Raw genomic sequence first — 21,198 nt, 5'->3', positions numbered from 1 at the left:
CTGACTGGTGATAACCAACAAGTTGCCGATTGGGTAGCTGAACAGTTAGGTTTAGATGACGTCTTTGCGGAAGTGTTACCGCACGAAAAAGCAGAAAAAATTAAAGCGATCAAACAACAAGGCTTGAAGGTCGCCATGACTGGCGATGGTGTCAATGATGCCCCAGCGCTCGCCAATGCGGATTTAGGGATTGCGATTGGTGCCGGGACTGACGTTGCGATGGAAACGGCTGATGTTGTCTTAGTCAAAAGTGATCCCAACGATGTTGTTTCGATCTTGTCACTATCAAAAGCAACCTACCGGAAAATGATTCAAAACCTGTGGTGGGCAGCGGGTTACAATATTGTAGCCTTACCGTTAGCGGCCGGGGTGCTTGCGCCCATCGGCATTATCCTAAGTCCAGCCGTAGGCGCGGTCTTAATGTCCTTAAGTACAGTCATTGTCGCGGTTAACGCACGGCTGTTAAAAGCATAATCCAATTAGAAGTACATCCAGAAGTTTAGTGGATGTGCTTCTTTTTTTTCTGTGTGAGCAATTGTTATGCGTGGGTATTAAACATAGCGTTCACTTGGTTGAATATAGCTATGAAGGTGTCGTTATACAATGCATGCGGTCATTGCCTTTAAAAAACATCAGCGGATTGAGAAAGGTAGACAAATGAAGCAGAAGATAATCACAAAGCTTAATGCAGTATGATAAGATGAAAGGAAGAGAGGTACCAAAAAATGAGTCAAGAGGATGACTAAAATGAAGAAAATTATGATTGTAGAAGATGATGAAAAAATCGCGAATTATTTACGAACGTGTATTGAAAAATATAATTATCAGGTAATTGTTCAGAAGAACTTTGACGATGTATTGACTACGTTTAATAGCGCAATGCCTGACCTGGTAATATTAGATATTAATTTACCTCAATATGATGGTTTTTATTGGTGCCGCCAGATTCGCAAAACCTCGATTTGTCCTGTATTATTTCTGTCAGCACGTACAGGAGAGATGGATCAGGTGATGGCGCTTGAGAATGGAGGGGATGATTACATTACCAAACCCTTTCATCCTGATGTGGTCATCGCTAAAATTCGTTCCCATCTGCGTCGCGCTTATGGGGAATATGCCTTGAGTGGGAAGGAACGTGAGGTTAGCATTTCAGGACTTGTCTTATTTCCTGAACGTTTTGAAGTGAGGTTCGGTGGTGAGACAATTCACGTTACACAGAAAGAATCTGCCATTATTGAAGCGTTGATTGAGCGTTATCCGCGGGTGAAAAGTCGCCAAGATTTACTTGAGAAATTATGGGATGATGAAACGTATGTAGATGAGAACACATTAAACGTAAATGTGACCCGCGTGCGAAAAAAACTTCAACATTTGGGATTGAATGATGTTATTGAAACAATTCGTGGAAGTGGTTACCGACTTGTTGTAAATTGGAAGGATGATTAACGATGGCAATATTCTTTAGAGAACATCTCGGATTTGTTTGCTTTCAGTTGTTGCAGCACGTGACGTTATCAAGTTTACTGCTATTAGCTGGGTTTGATAATACGGGGGTCTTGCTTTATATTAATTTGCTGCTGTTAGTCTTTTTCACTGCTTTTATAGTTTATCGCTATTTCAGTCGAAAACAGTTGTATCATCAACTTTCTGTGCCACTTAAACAGTTGGAGGAGGTACTTGAACCAACAGGATTTACGCCATTAGCTTTAAGTATAAATCAACTGTTAGTGTCCCAATACCGCATCTATCAAGCAGAAATCGCTGATTTAGAAACGCAACAAATGGAACACTTGCTATTTATCGATCGCTGGGTTCATCAAATGAAAACACCGTTATCGGTATTAACTTTAGCGGCAGAAGAACTTGACGAACCTGAGTCATCAAGTATTCGGGAAGAAGTTGACCGCATGCGTCAAGGGTTATCAACCGTTTTATATTCAGCAAGGTTACGAACAATCGAAGAAGATTTTCAAATTGAGTCAGTCAACTTAATCGCTATGGTTCATGCGGTTAATAAGGAACACCGACGGTATTATATACGTCACCGGATTTACCCGAAACTTACGGCAGATAAACAAGCATTTAAGGTGACCACCGATAAGAAGTGGTTGTTTTTTATTTTGTCACAGCTTATATTGAATGCGGTGAAATATTCAGCTAATCATCATGATACGATTGAGATTAACATCGAAGAGCAGCATCACGAAGTACACCTTCGTGTTCGTGATTACGGGGTAGGTATCCCTGTCTCAGATCAAAAACGTGTCTTTGATAAGTTTTTCACCGGTGAAAACGGGCGGATTTTTAAAGAATCCACGGGTATGGGATTGTATCTCGTAAAAGAAGTGGCTGAAAGACTTGAGCACGGTGTTCGCCTGACTTCTGAAGTAGGTAAAGGTACAATGGTCACGTTAATCTTCTCAGAAACGCAAAACCTTACACAAGTGTAAGGTCCTTGAAAGCTATTTCGATGGTTTGTTTAGTTAGCGTTTCGTATACTTAAATGAGTAACCAATCGAAAGTTATAAAGGAGAAGGTATGATGTTGACGTTGAATAAAGTAAGTAAAATATATGAAGGAAAAGTACAGTACCGCGCCTTAACAGATATTGACCTGGAAGTAGAGAGCGGAGAGTTTGTAGCGATTATGGGCCCATCTGGGAGCGGAAAGACGACACTGTTGAATCTTATTTCAACAAACGACCACCCAACGACTGGAAAGATCTATCTAGACGATAAAGAGCCCCATAGCTTAAGTAAGCATGAATTAGCTACCTTTAGGCGAACGGCGTTAGGCTTTGTTTTTCAAGACTTTAACTTACTACACACCTTGACGGTTGAAGAGAATATTGTTTTACCGCTCACTTTAGAAGGGACGCCGGTAAGAGAAATGAAAGAGAAAGCGGCAGCGATTGCGAAACGCCTTGGCATCAGTGAAATGATGACGAAACGAACTTATGAAATCTCCGGCGGCCAAGCGCAACGGGTTGCAATTGCTAGAGCAATGATTCATGATCCCTCTCTCTTACTTGCTGATGAACCAACAGGTAATTTAGATTCAAAAGCCTCAAAAGATGTTATGGAACTCTTAATGGACCTAAATAAAGAGGAGAAAACAAGCTTATTGATGGTGACGCACGACCCGCAAGCAGCAAGCTATTCTAATCGCGTCGTTTTTATTCGTGATGGTAAATTCCATGCTGAAATTAACCGTGGAGATAATCGCCAAGCTTTCTTTCAGAAAATCATCGATATGCTGTCATTGATGGGGGGCGACGCAAATGAGCTTTCGTCGATTCGCCTACCTTAATGTAATGCGGAATAAACGGTTGTATATTGCTTATTTCTTAAGCAGTATGTTTACCGTGATGGTTTTTTTCACTTTTTTGCTCTTTGCTTTTCATCCTGCATTTACAGGGATTAACCCAAATGTGATTACGGGTATTCTAACTGCGGGCGCGATTATTTATGTGTTTTCCTTTTTCTGTATTTTATATTCGATGAGTAGCTTCTTGCAATCACGGAAGAGAGAGTTCGGTCTTTTAATGATGCTGGGTGCATCGAATCGACAAATTAAAGCGATGGTTTTTTTTGAAAATATAATCATTGGTGTCTTTTCAACTATAGGTGGAATTAGTTTAGGCCTGTTATTTGCTAAAGCAATATTATTAGTGGCAGAAAACGTTTTAATCATTGAGGAGTCTTTGTATTTCTACTTCCCAATACAAGCAATTCTAATAACACTAGCAAGTTTTACGTTGTTATTTCTATTCATTTCATTATTTGTTGCGTTTATTCTTCGGACCACAAAGCTGGTCGATTTATTAAAAGGCAATGTGCGCTCTAAAGGTGAACCAAAATCAAATTGGATATTATCACTTCTAGGAGCAATATTATTAATCACTGGTTATATAATAGCTCTGATGGTAAGAGGGACTGAGGTTATTATTGCCCTTGTCCCTGTGGTGATTATCGTGATGATTGGCACTTACTTTTTCTATACGCAACTTAGTGTGTATGTTGTACGCTTATTAAAGAAAAACCGGTTTATCTTTTGGCGAAAAACAAATCTGTTGTTGTTTTCGGACTTATCATACCGGTTAAAAGATAATGCACGAACTTTTTTCATGGTAGCAATGATTTCTACGGTCGCCTTTAGCGCGATAGGCTCGCTATTTGGCTTCCATTCGTTTATAACGAAAGGCGTAAATGACTCGAGTCCATATGCTATGAATTATTTGCCGCATCGCGGGGATGAACCCGAAGCCGTTAGTCAAGATATTGAGAACATTAACACCTTATTTGCAGATGAAGGCTTGGATGTTGAACACGAAGTTGTGGATTTAGCATATGTAAATATTGGAAGTGACGATGCAGTCATATCCGTTATTCGTTCGAGTGATTTTAATCGCTTGGCACACTTGATTGATGCTGAGTTAGTCACACCAACAACCGAAGAAGCAATCGTTATCGAGCCAACAGATGTTCTGATAAGTGATGGATCTAGGGTAAGTAAGCGTCTATTAAATGAGACGGTTTCAACGTCAACGGGTGAGGTAATTCAAGCGACATCAGCGATGGGTTCACCAGTGATTGATTCGCCAAATGGTGCATTCGTCGTTCATGACGATGTGTTTAGGACACTGGAAAATATTGAGTGGACAGAAAAAAATGCGATGTGGATGCTAGGTGATTTATCGACTGAGACGGTCGTACGCCTTGGAGAGGAACTGGAAGAAATCGCTAATCAACGGATGTACTTTCCTGACTATACGATTTTCCAAATTGAAAAGGGCTATGGTCCAATATTGTTCATCGGTTTATTTATTGGTTTAGTCTTTTTTGTTTCCGCAGGTAGCTTTTTATACTTCCGGGTATTTACTGACTTTGATCAAGAGAAGTTGAAATTCAAAGCGATTACTAAAATAGGCTTAACAGAGTCAGAGCTAAAACAGGTGGTTACTCAACAACTTGCCATCTTGTTCTTTTCACCAATTGTTGTCGCACTTGTGCATGGAGCTGTGGCTTTAACGGCGCTTTCACACTTCTTTGACTATAATTTACTGATGGAGTCTACACTTGTGTTAGCTAGTTTTGGTATGATTCAATTGATCTATTTCCTAATGGCACGTCATTTTTATCTTAAACAAATCATGCGGATCCTTTAACTTTGTGATGTTATTACCACGATTGCAGTACTTGATAGAGATAACCCCCTAGATAAAGATATCTAGGGGGTTATCTTATGGATAAAAGTGTTATGTCACTACTCGAGTGTCGTATACTTATCTTTTTTACCGGTACTTTTCTTCACAGGGTATTTCATGTTGTTTTGATCAAGTTTCTCTTGGATAATCGTGGTGACGTCAAGCGATAAATCATCTGCTAACATTAAAGCGTAAATAAGCACATCGGCCAGTTCTTCTTTCATTGCTTGCTGATTGGTAGCAAGTGCTTCCTGACTAGTCTTCCACTGAAAGGTTTCCAGTAGCTCGGCACTTTCTAATGATAAGGACAGTGCCAAATCTTTTGGATTGTGAAATTGTCGCCACTCGCGTGCCTCTCTAAAATCATTAATTGCAGCAATTAGCTGCTTCACCTCACTCATCGTTTTCCCTCCCGTTCAAGTTCAAGTAACTTCTCGCGTAGTGCTGGATCGGTCGCATACAAATAAAGCCCATGAATGCCACGTTTCATTAAAACATTCAACGAATTTAAGATAATATTAATTTTTAATTGGTCATGTTCTGTCTTCGTTAGGTCTGAACGTTTTCGGTAAGCTTCGGTATCTTTATATTTTGCAGGGTCAATCACGAGTTGATCTGTTGCGTGATCATAACGGACGGAAGGACCAATGACAACACCAACATAATTCAAATCAAAGCCTTGTACGGTATAGATTGAACCAACTTCTTTTACGGTTGCGGCTTCCTCAGCCCAAGTTGTCTTTGCGCTTGTTTGATTCCAGGGTAGGTTAATACCATGCTCATCAACCATGTATTGATTTCCATCTTTTTTATGTAAATAATCGAACGTCGATACGAGTCGTGATAAACCTACCGTCGCATTTTTTTCGAAGATGGCTTGTTTAATCGCTTCCCCGTTTTTGAATACCTTGAACTCAAAACCTGCCGTTTCCTTCGGAATCGGCAAAAAGCGTCCCTGGATAAATTGATCAATCCAGTCGGGGACCTGTTGACTTGCTTGGATCCTGAATTGGTCAGTTAAGTGATAAAGTTTCGGCTGATACGGGGCCACGATCTGTTGGATGGTCTCGTCATTCCAATAACTTTTGAGTTTGAGAACTTGTTTCGGATCAAAAATAACGACCGTGACCTTACTGCGTTTGATGATCTCTTCCAGTTGATTATCATAATTAAAATTGTTGTAAGCATCAGCTTTACTGAGAAGCAAGTGGGCTTCGTCTACTAAAACAACATCAGCATGTTTAATGGCGCCACTGTCGACTTTATTAATGAAGCTGGTTGGCTTTAAAAAGTTTTTCTTTTTAAGGTTAGGTAAGCTCTCGGCAATGCTCTCATATGTTTTAATCATCTCACTATGATTCACAAGTAAATAATTCTCAGCCTGGTAAAGCGTGGAGCTTTTGTCATGGGCATAGTCTTGTAAAGTATTAAATAATGAGCTAAGGACAACACTTTTTCCTGTCCCCGCCTCACCTTTAATTAAGAAGACATGCTGGCCGGCTTGTGTGATATGTCGCGTGCAGTAGTCTAGAATTTCATTTTTGACATGAAGTTGTGATGCGGATAATGATTTATAAGGTGAGAGCTTAAATACATCACGATTTTCTAGTACCTCAATGTCTTGCTGGACAATCTGTTTGGTTTTTAACCCTTGCCAGATGTCTTTAAACACTTCACGATGGTAATAGGCTTTGTCGTAATAGTTATGAATTTGACTGACGGTTGTTTGGCTAACGTTTTGTAGTTGGTACCTCTTCTCAGCGATAAAGTAATTGATTAAATTTGATTCAATATTATAAGTAGCGGATTGATTGAACTTTTCATAACCAATCACTAAGATTTGGTTTAAACGTTTTCGTTTAGGGTCTTTTAGGTGTTGGTACATCCGTTGTTTGGCATGAACCGTCTGTCCGATGTAAGCCGTCGGCTTGCCTGTCTCACTATAAATAATATAGACAACTGGATAGTCATCAATAAAGGGGCCCTCAAGCTTTCTTAATGCTTCTTTTGTGAAGGGTTGTTTTTCAAAATAAATCTCTCCCATATGAGCAACTCCTAACCAAATATTCTCATTCTTATCATAGCACAGCTTGACCACCTGATGCATGAAGAAACCGATAAGGAAACAAAAAGCGATTAACTTTAACACGCTTATATTAGAGACACTTAAGCAATCCGTCGAGGTATGCTATAGTAACGAGAGACGTTACATTTAGTAAACCGTTTGTCGTTGAAAGAAAAAAGTGAAGCGATTATATCAACAAAAAGGAAGTGAAAGAAATGCCGGAGTATCAATGGATTGAATGGGTGGTCTTAATCATCGCAGCGATTGGCATTGGCTTTGCCAAAACAGGTATTCAAGGGTCGACAATTCCGGTTGTTGTCCTTATGGCCATTACCTTTGGTGGGCAACCTTCAGCAGGAATGATGTTGTTGCTGTTAATGATGGGAGACGTATTTGCTGTCCGGCATTATGGCAAAGAAGTCAGCATTAAGGATATTGGACATTTAATGCCAGCGACACTCCTTGGGGTTATCGCAGGTGTCGTCTATGGGCACGTCATCAATGATCAGCAGTTCAAGTGGACGATTGGCGTCATTGTTCTTGTCTGCATTGGTCTGTTGTTCTATCGTGAACGCTCCACCCGGCCAATTACTTTCACCAATAAAACGTTTGTTGCTTCTTTGGTCGGGGTACTCAGTGGATTTTCTTCAATGGTTGGAAATGCGGCGGGACCAATTTTTTCTGTCTACATATTAAGCAAACGCATTGATAAGCGTAAAATGATTGCAACGACAGCCTGGTTCTTTTTAGTGACAAATATGATTAAACTACCGTTTCACATCTTTATTTGGGAATCAATTGATGTGAGTAGCTTACGATTAGCGCTAGTATTGTTGCCGGTTATCTTTATCGGCACGCGATTAGGTATTTTGGTTATTCATCACATCGAGGAGAAGACTTACCGTTCCCTGGTTTTCTTTACGACAGTGGTCTCAGCTATTTACCTCTTTCTGTCGTGACATGCGTAAACGTTCTGGGTTTGGTCATCATTTGTCTAGAGGCCTGAAAAAAATCATTGAATTGACATACTTGGGGAAATATACGAACGATAAAGCTTATTGCTGGAGAAATGTCTATCTCTTTCTCCTCATGCCTTTCAGGGGAGAAGTAAGCGCCAGGATGAGCGATAAAAAAGGCGTGTGGTTATTGTGACATTTACTAAACGTGATGGAGTGTTTCTGATTTGTGCTGTAGTTAGCTCACTGATCATCTATATCGTACGTCATGATAAATTACCTGATTTATTGGTTGTTGCAATCATTGGATCCATCGGTGTGTGATTAGGCACATTAAGTAAAGGGATCAAAAATGAATCATCCAAAAGAGAGAAAAGGTAGTGGAAGAAAGAGGATGTACCTGTGCCATAAGCATAAAAAAACGGGAATAGCCAACGCTATTCCCCGGTAAAAAACCAGCGATGAGCCCCAATCAAAATAGGGCTTGTCGCTGGTTTCGTTTAATCATTCATCTTGTTGCCATTCATTCAATAAACGTTGCGCTTCTTCTTCATCAGCCTCGTGAGTAAGTCCGGTATCAACAAGTGGTGTGACTGTTGATACAGTAGCCATCTTATTGCCTTGATAGAAAGAGATAAACGCTTCTGGGTCAATCGATTTCAGAACAGCTTGACGTAAGTCTAAGTTGTCTGCAAGTACCCCATCACGCGTGTTCATCGCAAGGTAAGTCACGCCGTTACTTTCATTTTGTTGTAAGGTAAGCGATTCATCTTCAATCACCGTGTCATAACGCGTTTCACTCACACCATTTAAAATGTGAATCTCGCCATTACGCAAGCTTGATAGCGCACTTTCACTGTCTTGAATAAATCTGACAATCACTGTGTTAATGTTCGGCTCGTATGCAGTGTCAGGCATATAACCCGGATTTTTAACGAAAGTTGCTTCATAATCATTTTTACTTGTCATAATGTAAGGACCACTTGCGTATAAGGTGTTTTCATAATCAGAGCCTTCAGTGACGGTACGTTGATCACCATAGGCGATATCGGTATTGACATCATAGTCCTCTACGTCAAATGTATTGATGCTTTCAACTTGTGTTTTTGAAACAATTCCCGCTGACTGGTGTGCTAGATAGTTGAGCACTTGTGGGAATGGATTGGTCGTTGTGACCTTGACAACTTGATACGTGCCATTTGCATTAGCTGCCTCATTTTTATCAGATGTTAAGCTATCAATCGGTGTTGAGAGATCAGCCTCAAGTGCTGCTTTAATTGTTTCACCAGTCGCTGTTGTTACGTCAAGTGCACGAACATCATCAACAATTTCAATTGTTTCCATGCTTTCATGCAAGCTGTAAGTCCGGTGGTCAGGCACAGCGTTACGATCTCTAGCGCGGTCGAGTGAGAATTTCACATCTTCAGCTCCGACACGTTCGCCAGTATTGACGACCTCACCTTCAGAGACAGCGGCAAAAGATAAATCGTCGCGTAAGACGAAGTAATAGTCAGTATTGCCTTCGGCAATCGCATGACTGTATGATAATGACCCGTCAGAGACCACTTGGTCATCGTCTGTTAAGTTTACTAAACGGACATACATATTTGTATTTAATGTGTTAATTGATCCATCATTACCTTTAATCGGATCAAGAGAGGTTAAATCGCCAATGGGTTGGTGCACAATGACTGGCTGCGTATCACGCTGCGATTCATCATTGAAGTCATACGCTTCCCAAACAGCTGCTCGAGACTTAGGTAAGCGGACCGTTGATTCATCAAGTACTTCATGATTGACACCTTGCGCTTTATAAGAGACATAGATTGGCGCAATGTATGCTTGATCAAAGACAATATGTTGTTCAAGTTGACGATAAGTCTCTTGATAGTCTTCAGGTAGTTCTGTACTTGCTTGATTGATTAATTGATCCGCTGTTTCATCTGCGAATAAACTGTTATCTCCATCAGAAGTAAAGAGTGAGCGAACCGCATAATCAGGATTACCGGTTACGGTGGTCCAGCTCGTTAAGGCAAGATCATAATTGCCAGCTTCACGTTGCGTGGCAAAGCTACCATAGTCTGGTTGAATGTTTAAATCCACGTTAAAACCCGTTTGCGTGAGTTGGTCACGTAAAATATTTAAATCATCTTCACTTGTGCTCATTCCAAGTACTGAAAGGGTTGGCGCTTCACCATTTCCTTCGGCGTCATCGTTATCCCCTTGGTCAGACTCCGTACTAACACAGCCAGCTAATACCAACATGAGAACGACTAAACTACTTAATACTAATTTTTTCAATTTCTTTTCCCCCTTATCGTTTATCTTACTGTTTGAAACGGTTAATTAATTTTTGGATCAAGCGCATCCCTTAATCCATCACCAAGAAAGTTAAAGGAAAGCACCAGTAAAATGATGGCGAGTCCTGGAAAGATGGCAAGGTAAGGCTCTGTTTCTAAATACGTACTCCCAATGCGTAAGACGTTTCCCCATTCGGGAATATGTGGTTCGACCCCGAGCCCAAGAAAACTAAGGCTACTCGTAGCGATGACAGCAGTGCCAATGGTTAACGTTGCTCGGACAATCATCGGAGCGAGCGCATTAGGAATCGCATGTTTAACTAAAATAATAAAGTCGTGTTCGCCAAGCGCACGAGCAGCTTCAATGTATTCTAAGTTCTTGACCATTAATATATTGGCCCGCATGGTTCGGGCAAACATCGGAATGGAACCGACGCTTAAGGCAATAATTAAGTTAATGGTATTTGAACCGAAACTTGCGATAATGGCAATCGCTAGTAAAATACCAGGAATTGCATATAATGCATCAAGCACGCGCATAATGACTTGGTCAATAGCTTCATGATAATAAGCGGCGATAGCCCCTAATAACCCACCGATAATAAGTGGAATCAACGTGGTTAAGACCCCAATCATTAACGATATTCGTGCGCCAAAGACAATCCGTGAGAAGACATCGCGCCCAAAGTTATCAGTGCCAAATGGATAGCTTAAGGACGGCGGTTCTAATAAAAGATCATAATTATTAGCAATCGCAAACGATTCAACGAAGGTTAAAAAGCTCGTTAAAGAGAGCGACAAAATAAAGGTGATGAACAATAGGCCAATCATTGCCGTAAAGCTACGCATTAGTTTCAACCAAAAGAACTGCCACTGTTCCCGCTTGGTCCGATCACTGAGCACCCCATTCAAGAGCACGGTGTAAGCAAGTAATAAACGGAAGATATTTCCAGTCAAGCTGGTCACAATCAGAAAGCTGATAAAAAGGAGCGCACGCCGTTTGGATAGCGGTTGTTTTTGTCGGTGAAAATAAAGCAACCAACCTATATCGATGAGCAGTAAAGCAAGTAATCCCCCGGTTGTTAAAAGAAAAGAGTTAGCAACATAAGGCTTAAAGAGATTTAGCAGGGTAACAGCTACAATGAGAAAATCAGTCAGAAGAATATAATAGCTTAAGGTATAACTGATGCTATCGGTTTTCTTCAGTAACCGAAAACTAAAAGTCGCGATAAAAATGTTACCAGTAAGTAAACCAATAAGCTGCAACATCCCCAGCCGCTTCGTCCCCGTTGACAGGGTCGATGCCGTTAACAAATCACGTTTTAATCGCTTTAAGAGGACAAGTTGTAAACAAGCGCCGAGAAGATAGCTACCGGCAAAGAAGGCGAAGATTAAGTTCCAACTAAATGGGTCCGTCTCCATGCTATTCCATAAAAAAACGAGCGCTAAGCCACTTGTAACCACGAGGCTAAAGACACCGTGTTTGTACAAGTCACTCTGTTTGAAACGTTGATTCGACATGTTTCGTGCCTCCTTCCTAGTCATTTTTAAGTTGTGAGCGAATCCGTGGGTTTAAAACAGCATAGAGTAAATCAACAAGTAGATTAACAAGTGAAATGGCAATCGCAATATAGACAACCCCGGCTAAAATAGCTGGAATATCAGGAATAAATTGTTTATCGACGATATAACTCCCCAGTCCTTTAATATTAAAGACCTTCTCCGTAACAGCAGCTCCGCCCAGCATGACGCCAAATTGCAAACCAATGACAGTAAGAATTGGAATCCAAGCGTTACGTAACCCGTGGGTTAAGAAGATTTGTCGGCTATTTAATCCTTTGGCTTTTGCCGTCATCATGTAATCCTCATGCATAACTTCAAGGAGCGAAGATCGAGTCATCCGGGCAATGGAAGCGGCCAGGCCTGTACCTAACACAATAACTGGCATAATTAAGGAGAGCCAGTTACCAGGATCGTAACTTGATGGTAAGAGGTTGCCTTTAATAGAAAAGGTTAAAATAAAGATCAACCCTTGCCAAAAGCTTGGAATCGATAAGCCAATTAAGGCAATAAACATAAAGCTATAATCCCAGAACGAATTTACTTTTGCTGCTGAAATCATCCCGACCGGAACAGCAATCGCCACTGCCAATAGGAGTGACGAAAACGCGACAGTCAAGGTGACTGGGAAGCGATTTTGAATATCATTTAAAATTGGTGCATTGCCGGTAAAAGAATAACCTAAGTCAAAGGTGAGTAAGCCTTTTAATTGCTCAGATAACTGGACCCAATACGGTTCGTTAAGGCCGTACTGTTCATTAAAAGCAATGCGTTGTTCGATTGTAGCTGCTTCCCCTAAAATATTTGCGGCCGCATCTGTTGGAGAAAAGTAAAGAATCGTAAAGACAACGACAATGACACCAATAATGACAAAGACGGTTGAAAAGAGTCGTTCAAAGACAAACCGTAAAAATGGTTGATGATATAAGAAATAAAAGCTGTAGAGCAGTAGCCCTGGAATAAACGTCAGACATAGGAATAGTGGCTCGGTTAGTTTTTTTTCATAGAAATCTTGATAACTAATCGGCTGGTTTTCTTTGTGCGCAAGTTGTGTTTTAGCTTTAAGTGTTAACGCATCATCGACTTGCCTATTAATGAGCCGCTGTTTTTTCGTGGCAGTCGCATCTTCATTGAAGTAGGCGAGCTTCTTAGCGTACTGATTGCTGTATTTTTCTTCGAGTTCCTGCTTTAATGGAGAAGTACGTAACTGTTCAATCGTTTGTTTTAGCTGGACCTGATAGGTTTCACCCCGATGCAACAAACGAAAACTAAGATATGTAAATAGATGGACAAGTATACCAAGCGTCCAGTTTATCCATCTCAAGTAGGGAAAACGGTTGACATACTGATAACCTGTCAAGAGGCGATTATGTGTTTGATTAGCTGTCATAAGGACGCTTCCTTTCATTAAACTTGATAATCCCGAGTAATCTAGTATAGAATAGCTTAAAGAGAATTATAGAAGTGTCTACAGTATTTGTCAAACTATAAACTTTACAATTGGAGTAATGTATATGAAATCACTACTAAACTTAGAAAATGTTTCGGTTCGCTTTCAATCCACTGATCGTTCGATAGATGCCGTCAAATCGATTTCCTTTCAGGTAGGGCCAGGGGAAACCCTCGGTATTGTTGGAGAATCAGGTTCGGGTAAAAGTGTGACAGCCAAAGCGATTATGCAGTTATTGCCCCTACAGGCAGAGGTTGAGGCAAAACAGATCAGTTATCAATCAGAAAATCTTCATCAAGCGTCGAAGAAGAGGATGGAAGATATTAGAGGTAAAGAAATCAGCATGATTTTTCAAGATCCGATGAGTGCCTTTAACCCGATTATGAAAATCGGGAAACAAATTGATGAAATGGTGATAAAACACCGTGGTCTATCAGGAAGTGAAGCGAAGGCAGAAACGATAGAGATGTTGACGCTAGTCGGGATTACCTCGCCGGAAGAACGCTACCATCAGTATCCGCACGAGTTTTCCGGTGGGATGTTGCAACGTGCAATGATTGCGATGGCACTCGTTTGCCGGCCAAAACTGTTGATTGCAGATGAGCCGACCACAGCACTTGATGTTAGAATTCAAGCACAGATTTTACAATTAATGAAACGGCTGCAACAACAATTTGATATGAGTATTATTTTAATTACACACGATTTTGGTGTGGTGGCCGGGATGTGTGATCGGGTAATTGTCATGAAAGAAGGCGAAGTGGTTGAGCGTAACTCAACTGCAGCCATTTTCAAAACGCCGCAGCACCCCTATACAAAAGCTCTATTAGCAGCACTTCCACGTATCAATCAACCTAAAACCATCCGTGCCAAAACGCATCTAGCTGAAGGCCCGGCAATTGTGGAAGCATCAGGATTAAAGAAACACTTCACCTTAAAAAGTGGGGAAGTTGTTCGGGCAGTCGATGGAATAGCTTTTCATATTAAGCCAGGCGAAACCCTCGGTCTTGTTGGTGAATCCGGTTCAGGGAAGTCGACGACCGGCCGGTTGTTGTTACAACTCATGGAACAAACAGAAGGGGAAGTGCTCTATCAAGGGATGGGGATTCATCGCTTTAACCGGAAAGAACTTAAAGCGTTACGTCGCGATATACAGATTATTTTCCAAGATCCAAAGTCGGCGCTCAATCCACGGATGAAAGTATTGGACATTGTGGGGCAACCGCTTGATATTCATAAGCTATCTCGGACCAAGAAAGAACGACGGGAGCGGGTAGAAGCGCTTCTTGAACAAGTAGGTTTAGATAAAGAACATGCGGATCGTTACCCCCATGAATTCTCTGGGGGACAGCAACAGCGGATTGGGATTGCTCGCGCGCTAGCGGTGAATCCCTCGCTAATCGTGTGTGATGAGCCACTATCAGCACTTGATGTCTCGATCCAGTCGCAAGTGGTGGATTTATTAAATGATCTACAGCAACAATACGGTCTGACATACTTATTCATCGCTCATGACTTAGCCATGGTGAAACACTTGTGTGATCGGGTCGCCGTGATGCATAATGGGAGAATTATTGAAGTTGCTCCGTCAGAAGAGTTGTATGATCATCCGCTTCATCCTTATACGAAGGCGTTACTGGATGCAGTGCCCGTACCTGATCCTGAGATAGAACGCCAAAAGATTGAACACTACGATGCTGCTTTATCAACATATGTGTTTGAACATAATCTTTTAGAAGAACAACGTCCTGAGCACTGGGTACTTACTTAATCGCGAGGGCCGTGAAGTGACAAATAGTCCCTCGCTCGTTAGACTAGAGGGACTACAATGATAAATGGAGGTTCAGTAGTGATGAGTGATAGTCAAAAAAGAGAAGCACTGATTCATGCCCATGAGTTTCGTCATGCGACCAAACAGTTTGATACGAGTAAATCGATTGACCAAGCAGATTTTGAGACGATTTTAGAGGTGGCCCGGTTATCACCGAGTTCTGTTGGTCTTGAGCCTTGGCGTTTCTTAGTGATTGAAAATAAAGCGTTGCGTGAAAAGATCAAACAGACGTCTTGGGGGGCAAAAGATAAAGTGATGGATGCCAGTCGATTTGTCATTATCCTTGCCCGGACAGCAGCTGATGTCCGTTATGATGCCAACTACATCAAGACGCATTATCTGGATACGCTCGGTTTTAAACCGGAGCGAGTCAGTGGTATTAGACAGATGCTTGAACATTTTCAGCGCGATGATTTTAAGCTGCTTGATGATCCCCGTTACCTAACAGACTGGGCAAAGCGACAAACCTATATTCCGCTTGCGAATATGATGACTGTAGCGGCAGAAATGGGGATAGACTCTTGCCCGATTGAAGGGTTTAATGAGCTGGAAATTAATCAGTTGTTGGGAGCGGAAGGTTTGCTGGACGGCGGTAACTTCACAGTATCGGTGATGGTTGCTTTTGGCTACCGAGTAAATGTGCCTTATCCAAAAACACGTCGGCCAGTAACTGATGTTGTTCAATGGGTCGAGTAACGCATAAAGAGGATCAGTCAATTTATGCTAACGAATCAAAAGCAGCTGTTGCGCGGGCTAAGAAATAGATAAAGTGAAAAGCACCCCATCCACTTAAACATGGATGGGGTGCTTTTTCTACCGGACTTGGCTGATGTTTATCGCGAGCCAGCTTGACGAAGGGTATTGCTTTTAGTCAACGAGTTGCTTAGCCGTCGCTTCAGTCTCAGCCATTTCATTTGCTAGGGTTGTGTTTTGCTTATTCAATGTTTCAATTGTCGCACTCATTTCTTCTAGACTTGCTGAAGATTGTTCAATAATCGCGGCCAATTCATTGGTTTGGAAACTAACTTGGTTGGTGTTGTTTTCAACTTGATGCGCCATTGACTCAAATTGCGCAAACTGTGTGTTTAAACTGTCTAAGTAGTTAGCAAGTGAACCAAAGGCTTGGTCGACAGCATTGGCACGGGTAAGGTTTTCTTCACTCATTGTTAAATTATGCTGCATTTGTTCTAAAGTAAAGTGATGCGTTGTATTCACGTCATTGAGGTTGGTTGTGATTTTTTCGGCAGCACCATTGGTGCTCTCCGCTAACTTTCTGATCTCATCAGCTACAACCGCAAAGCCTTTACCTGCTTCGCCGGCGCGTGCTGCTTCAATCGATGCGTTTAAAGCGAGTAAGTTGGTTTGTTCACTGACCTGAATGATACTTTCTGAGAAGGTATTTGTTTCTTCGATTTTAACAGACAGTTCGTTAAAGGCCGTGTGCATTGTTTTAAAATCAACCAGTAATTGTTTTGTGTTGGCAACGAGTGCTTGCAGCAATTGATTGCCTTCACTGGCCGTGTTCGTTGACTGTGCTAAGTTGTCTTTTAAAACACCTGTTTCTTTTAACATTTGTTGTGATTCATCGAGTGTCTCTTTTGCGAAGTCACTAATGTCGATGATTTTTTCGCTTTGGTCAGTACTGCCTGTTGCGACTTCATTAATGGCAATTGCGATTTCCTCTTGTGAGGTGAGATTCGCTTGAATGTTAGTGTTCATCGATGTTAGATGCCCGACAATCATTTCAACTTGTTGTTCTAATTGGTTACGCGACGCTGCTTTTTCTGCTGCGTCTTCTTCAGTCCGTAACAGTAAGGCCTCGACAGTTTGCTGTTGTTTATTATTTAAGTAAATCAAGATAAACGCAAGCATACCCGACAATAAATAGGTCGCGAGCGCTAAGGTTAAATTGTCAGTTAAGAGGGCTAATGAGGCATCCGCATAACTAGCATTTAAGTAAATCCCGGTCACGCCACCAATTAGCGCAAAGACAAATAAAGATTTCATTAAAAAGATGGTTGCTAAAAAGAGCAAGAAGAAAAAGATTAAAGTAATAGAAAGTGTGCTTTCAAATAAAAAGATACCAGTAATCGTATACAAATAACCAGCTACGATCAAGATGTAAGGGTAAAGATGATCTTTTTTGAAGGCGTGTTTAAAAACAAAATATAAAACGAGTAATACAACAATTTCCGAACCATAAAATAACGCTTTAAATGTTTCACCCGCTAAAAAAGCTAAAGCGAAACCACTGACCAATGAGATTAAGAAAGCAACGAGCGCTAACTTATTCTTTGTTTTTAAATCATTTAACTTCATTTCTTGAATGGCATGCATAAAATGTTTCCTCCGTTTTAATCATTTCAGTAATAGATAGTAAAGTATTTAGTTTAAAAACTAATACCACCTATAGTATCGGCAAGTATTTCGCAAATGTAAAGGTTTGTTGTAGCATTTTTCGGTAAGTGATGATGCGTCATTTAAAACCAATACATGCAGTTTATGAACCTAATAAAACTCACAAAATGAATGAGGATTTTTTGATCTAACGATTGTAATCGCAGTGCAATATTTTGCTGCATTTAAGGTGTTGACGACAAGGGTCTTTGTTCTTTTATCGATGAATCACGCTTGTTTAAGTCATTAAAGAACACCTACCCCTGTGATAAACGTCCATCAAGGGGCAGGTGTTCTTTAGTTTTGTAAGCTTAGTCGCCGGTAGCGTCTATTTTTTTAATTGATTCGCCAGCGTAATAAATTGTTTAACATCATTGACCATGAGTTGTATCCCGTTTGCCCAAAAGTTGACATCCGTTAAATCAACATCTAGGTGTTTCTTCGCTAAGTCTTCAACCGTCATCGCCCCTGTGTCTTTCAGTAAAGCAATATAGGTGTCTTCAAACCCATCTGGTTGCTCAGCATACTTGCTGTAAATACCGAGACTAAATAAGAAGCCGAAAGTATAGGGGAAGTTGTAAAAAGGCACATCGTCGATAAAGAAGTGTAATTTACTTGCCCAGAAATGCGGGTGATAATGGCTAAGTGCATCACCAAAGGCTTGTTTTTGGGCAGCTTCCATCATTTGGTTCAATGTCTCTTCGGCTACAACACCTTTTTGCCGTGCTTGATAGAATTGATCTTCAAACAAGAAGCGGGCATGGATATTCATAAACATTGCCACAGCGCCTTCAAGTTTTGTGTTTAATAACATCAATTTCTCTTGATCGGAAGTCGCTGCTTTAACGGTTGCATCAGCAATGATCATCTCTGCGAACGTACTCGCCGTTTCAGCCACATTCATCGCATATTGCTGGTTAGGGTAAGGTTGATCGGTAAGCACATGACTGTGAAAAGCGTGACCGAGTTCGTGTGCAAGCGTACTTGTGTCCGACGTTGAACCGGTAAAGGTCATGAAGATCCGGGATTGATCATCTTCAGGTAAGCTCGTGCAATAGCCGCCGGGTCGTTTTTGGTCACGGTCTTCAGCCTCGACCCAGCCTGCTTCAAGGGCGTGTTTTGTAAAACCGGTTAATTTAGGTCCGAAGTTTTCAAAGTGTTTTAAAATAAAGGCGCACGCCTCGTCAAAGCTAAACGTCGTTGCCTTTGCTTTTGAAAGGGTGAGCGGCGCGTCGACATCTTCCCAGCCTAATTGCTCTTTACCGAGTAGCTCCGCTTTTTTCATTAAGAAGTCAACAAATGGTTGTTTTGCTTGATCGACCGCTTTCCACATCGCCGCTAATGTCGCAGCGGACATTCGGTTATATTCGAGCGGTTCTTCTAAATGATCGTTATACGCGTGGCGTGCCTGCAAGGTAATCCGGTAGCCATCTAAGTGGTTTAACACATCAGTTAGAATGGGTGCTTGTTTGGTCCATGCGTCTTCCCAATTGTTGAAGAGTTGTTGCCTTACGTTAGGATCAGCGTCGGCATGCATGCGGTTCATCGCTTGGCCAACTGAGAGTGCCGTCGTCTCTCCGTCAGGCCCTGTAAAAGGAATGGTCATCGTCGAGACAATCGTGTCATAGACACTGCTCCAACCGCTTAGACCATCATTATTTAAATCGGCAATTAACGCTTCTTCTTTGTCAGATAGTAAACGCCGTCCGATCTGTCTACGCTCATTTAAACGAAAAGCGATTGGTTTAAGGATGGGATCTTTGATAAGAGAGTCCCATTCTGCTTCTGTTAGGGCTACCAATTGCTTCGTCACCAAATTATCTTGTTTTTGAAGTTGGGCATACAACGTCATCACTTGACCTTTAACGACGGTTGCGTGCGGGTCGGATGTATTAGCGTCGTGGCACATCTGGACGAATACAGACGCTTGTGTTAACGCTTTTTCAAGCGTAGCCTCCTCGTCAATCAGTGCCTTTATTTTCGAAGCTGTTAAGACATCAGTTGAGGTGGTCTCCAGTTTCTGTTGAAATTGGTCGAGTGCTTCTTTGGTTGCCATTATTTTTTCTTGAAGCGCGGCGGAGCTCGTTCCGCCTAGAAAAATCTCATCAAGGTTCCATCTGTCTGGGTAATGGGTGGTCATAGTTATCCTGTCCTTTCTTATTCGCAAAGAAAAAGACGACAGTAAGGATTTCCCTTACGCGTCGCCTAAATCTACATTATGATAGACGTTCTGTACATCTTCTAATTCGTCGAGTGCATCAATCAGCTTTTCAAATTGTTCAAGATCGTCCCCGGTAAGGGTCACTTCATTTTGCGGCAACATCGCTAGTTCAGTTACGGTGAATGTTTCAACACCGATCGTTTTTAATGCTTCTTGAACGGCATGGAATTGATCAGGTTCAGCATAAATAATGACTGCACCATCTTCATCAACCACATCACGCACGTCTAATTCTTCTTCCATCATCAGTTCAATGATTTCATCCACTGTTTTATCTTCGACGCCAAGGACAGCCGTATAATCAAACATATAGCTGCAAGAACCGGTCGTCCCCATGTTGCCACCATTTTTACCATAAGTCATGCGCACATCAGCAGCGGTGCGGTTAACGTTATTGGTTAAGGTATCGACAATGACCATTGAGCCACTCGGTCCAAACCCTTCATAGCGAAGTTCATCAAAGTTCTCTTCACCGCCGCCTTTCGCTTTTTCGATCGCGCGGTCAATGATGTGTTTAGGTACGCTGTAAGTTTTTGCACGTTCTAAAACAAATTTTAATGCTTGATTGGAGTCAGGGTTCGGTTCCCCTTGCTTAGCTGCTACATAGATCTCACGCCCGAACTTCGCATAAATACGACTCGTACTTTTATCTTTGCTAGCCTTTTTTTCTTTAATGTTGTTCCATTTACGTCCCATTAGGTCACGCTCACTTTCTTCTATGTCGTCGTCTTTTATTTAATTGCTCTCTTATTATACACTAATTGAAATCAACGTGTGGATTTGTATGAATAAGTCTAAGTATAAATTAATGATATTTATCAATCATTAACTCCCTTTTCAATCAGAGGATTTGGCTCTCCCTTTGCATTAACCAGCTCAGTTCTCCGCGCATCCATTCCTAAAAAAAGAGACCATGAGTGTGGGGCAAAACTTTGCCCAAAAGGCGAAACAACATCATCAAGTCAAACGTTTTTCAAGATGTCACAGAAACGCACGATAGCCTGGATATCCCGATTCCTTCGTTATAAATTATCGGGCATCCAGGTTCTAAAGGTCAATGTAAAAGAAAGTTACTAAAAAGGGGGGAAGTAATTGTTTATGAAGTCAATTACTTCTCCTATATCGTTCATTTACATTGATTGAATAACTATAAGTATAATGCTAATGAAAATTAAAACGTAATACCCAAATCTTTGACTCCTTATTAACTTC

17 protein-coding genes are annotated in these 21,198 nt (G+C 41.3%); 9 read left to right on the top strand and 8 right to left on the bottom strand.

The genetic code is table 11. The features are described from left to right. From DES38_RS10805 to DES38_RS10785, 5 genes are all read left to right on the top strand, one after another. Positions 1-474: HAD-IC family P-type ATPase (locus DES38_RS10805; RefSeq protein WP_146206379.1), on the top strand; the 474-nt coding region annotated here is incomplete at its 5' end. 273 nt (positions 475-747) lie between these two features. Beyond that, positions 748-1,446, top strand: coding sequence for a response regulator transcription factor (locus DES38_RS10800; protein WP_110252121.1), 699 nt, complete (start codon positions 748-750; stop codon positions 1,444-1,446). A gap of 2 nt (positions 1,447-1,448) precedes the next feature. Continuing rightward, positions 1,449-2,450 carry a sensor histidine kinase gene (locus DES38_RS10795; RefSeq protein ID WP_110252120.1) on the top strand — a complete coding sequence of 334 codons (1,002 nt, stop codon included), beginning with the start codon at positions 1,449-1,451 and terminating at the stop codon, positions 2,448-2,450. A gap of 91 nt (positions 2,451-2,541) precedes the next feature. Next, the gene (locus DES38_RS10790; protein WP_110252119.1) at positions 2,542-3,309 is read left to right on the top strand and encodes an ABC transporter ATP-binding protein; all 768 of its coding nucleotides are present in this window, start codon (positions 2,542-2,544) and stop codon (positions 3,307-3,309) included. Then, positions 3,281-5,167, top strand: coding sequence for an ABC transporter permease (locus DES38_RS10785; protein WP_110252118.1), 1,887 nt, complete (start codon positions 3,281-3,283; stop codon positions 5,165-5,167). The genes DES38_RS10790 and DES38_RS10785 overlap by 29 nt, the downstream gene beginning before the upstream one ends. A 98-nt stretch (positions 5,168-5,265) precedes the next feature. Here the strand turns inward: DES38_RS10785 and DES38_RS10780 are convergent, their stop codons facing one another. Continuing rightward, positions 5,266-5,607, bottom strand: coding sequence for a nucleotide pyrophosphohydrolase (locus DES38_RS10780; RefSeq protein WP_110252117.1), 342 nt, complete (start codon positions 5,605-5,607; stop codon positions 5,266-5,268). Further along, positions 5,604-7,250, bottom strand: a complete 1,647-nt coding sequence (locus DES38_RS10775) for a DUF2075 domain-containing protein (RefSeq protein ID WP_110252116.1) — start codon at positions 7,248-7,250, stop codon at positions 5,604-5,606. The genes DES38_RS10780 and DES38_RS10775 overlap by 4 nt, the downstream gene beginning before the upstream one ends. A gap of 236 nt (positions 7,251-7,486) precedes the next feature. Here DES38_RS10775 and DES38_RS10770 point away from each other — a divergent pair, with 236 nt between their 5' ends. Together DES38_RS10770 and DES38_RS12200 are read left to right on the top strand one after the other, a co-directional pair. Then, positions 7,487-8,230 carry a sulfite exporter TauE/SafE family protein gene (locus tag DES38_RS10770; protein WP_110252115.1) on the top strand — a complete coding sequence of 248 codons (744 nt, stop codon included), beginning with the start codon at positions 7,487-7,489 and terminating at the stop codon, positions 8,228-8,230. A 189-nt stretch (positions 8,231-8,419) separates the two neighbouring features. Further along, a complete protein-coding gene (locus DES38_RS12200; protein WP_281267689.1) occupies positions 8,420-8,551 on the top strand; it encodes a hypothetical protein in 132 nt (43 codons plus the stop codon). Positions 8,552-8,731: 180 nt separating this feature from the next. On the opposite strand, the gene DES38_RS10765 is transcribed toward DES38_RS12200, so the two are convergent. The 3 genes from DES38_RS10765 to DES38_RS10755 are packed head-to-tail and all read right to left on the bottom strand — an operon-like array spanning position 8,732 to position 13,477. Continuing rightward, positions 8,732-10,528, bottom strand: coding sequence for an ABC transporter substrate-binding protein (locus DES38_RS10765; protein ID WP_110252114.1), 1,797 nt, complete (start codon positions 10,526-10,528; stop codon positions 8,732-8,734). A 41-nt stretch (positions 10,529-10,569) separates the two neighbouring features. Continuing rightward, positions 10,570-12,048: an ABC transporter permease gene (locus DES38_RS10760; protein ID WP_245882010.1), complete on the bottom strand. Its 1,479-nt coding sequence runs from the start codon at positions 12,046-12,048 to the stop codon at positions 10,570-10,572. 16 nt (positions 12,049-12,064) lie between these two features. Further along, a complete protein-coding gene (locus DES38_RS10755) occupies positions 12,065-13,477 on the bottom strand; it encodes an ABC transporter permease (RefSeq protein ID WP_245882009.1) in 1,413 nt (470 codons plus the stop codon). Positions 13,478-13,601: 124 nt separating this feature from the next. Here DES38_RS10755 and DES38_RS10750 point away from each other — a divergent pair, with 124 nt between their 5' ends. Both DES38_RS10750 and DES38_RS10745 read left to right on the top strand, forming a co-directional pair. Beyond that, a complete protein-coding gene (locus DES38_RS10750) occupies positions 13,602-15,308 on the top strand; it encodes an ABC transporter ATP-binding protein (protein ID WP_110252111.1) in 1,707 nt (568 codons plus the stop codon). Positions 15,309-15,389: 81 nt separating this feature from the next. Continuing rightward, a complete protein-coding gene (locus DES38_RS10745) occupies positions 15,390-16,064 on the top strand; it encodes an NAD(P)H-dependent oxidoreductase (RefSeq protein ID WP_110252110.1) in 675 nt (224 codons plus the stop codon). 171 nt (positions 16,065-16,235) lie between these two features. Here the strand turns inward: DES38_RS10745 and DES38_RS10740 are convergent, their stop codons facing one another. The 3 genes from DES38_RS10740 to DES38_RS10730 form a co-directional block, all read right to left on the bottom strand. Beyond that, complete coding sequence (locus DES38_RS10740; RefSeq protein WP_110252109.1) at positions 16,236-17,705, bottom strand: methyl-accepting chemotaxis protein; 1,470 nt, start codon at positions 17,703-17,705, stop codon at positions 16,236-16,238. A gap of 388 nt (positions 17,706-18,093) precedes the next feature. Further along, positions 18,094-19,905: a M3 family oligoendopeptidase gene (locus tag DES38_RS10735; protein ID WP_110252108.1), complete on the bottom strand. Its 1,812-nt coding sequence runs from the start codon at positions 19,903-19,905 to the stop codon at positions 18,094-18,096. Positions 19,906-19,959: 54 nt separating this feature from the next. Then, positions 19,960-20,682, bottom strand: coding sequence for a YebC/PmpR family DNA-binding transcriptional regulator (locus tag DES38_RS10730; RefSeq protein ID WP_110252107.1), 723 nt, complete (start codon positions 20,680-20,682; stop codon positions 19,960-19,962). Positions 20,683-21,198: the final 516 nt, after the last annotated feature.

Source organism: Streptohalobacillus salinus, assembly GCF_003201605.1.
GTDB lineage: Bacteria > Bacillota > Bacilli > Bacillales > Amphibacillaceae > Streptohalobacillus > Streptohalobacillus salinus.
Note: the sequence above shows the minus strand (reverse complement) of the source record. Positions and strands in the feature narration are given on the sequence as shown.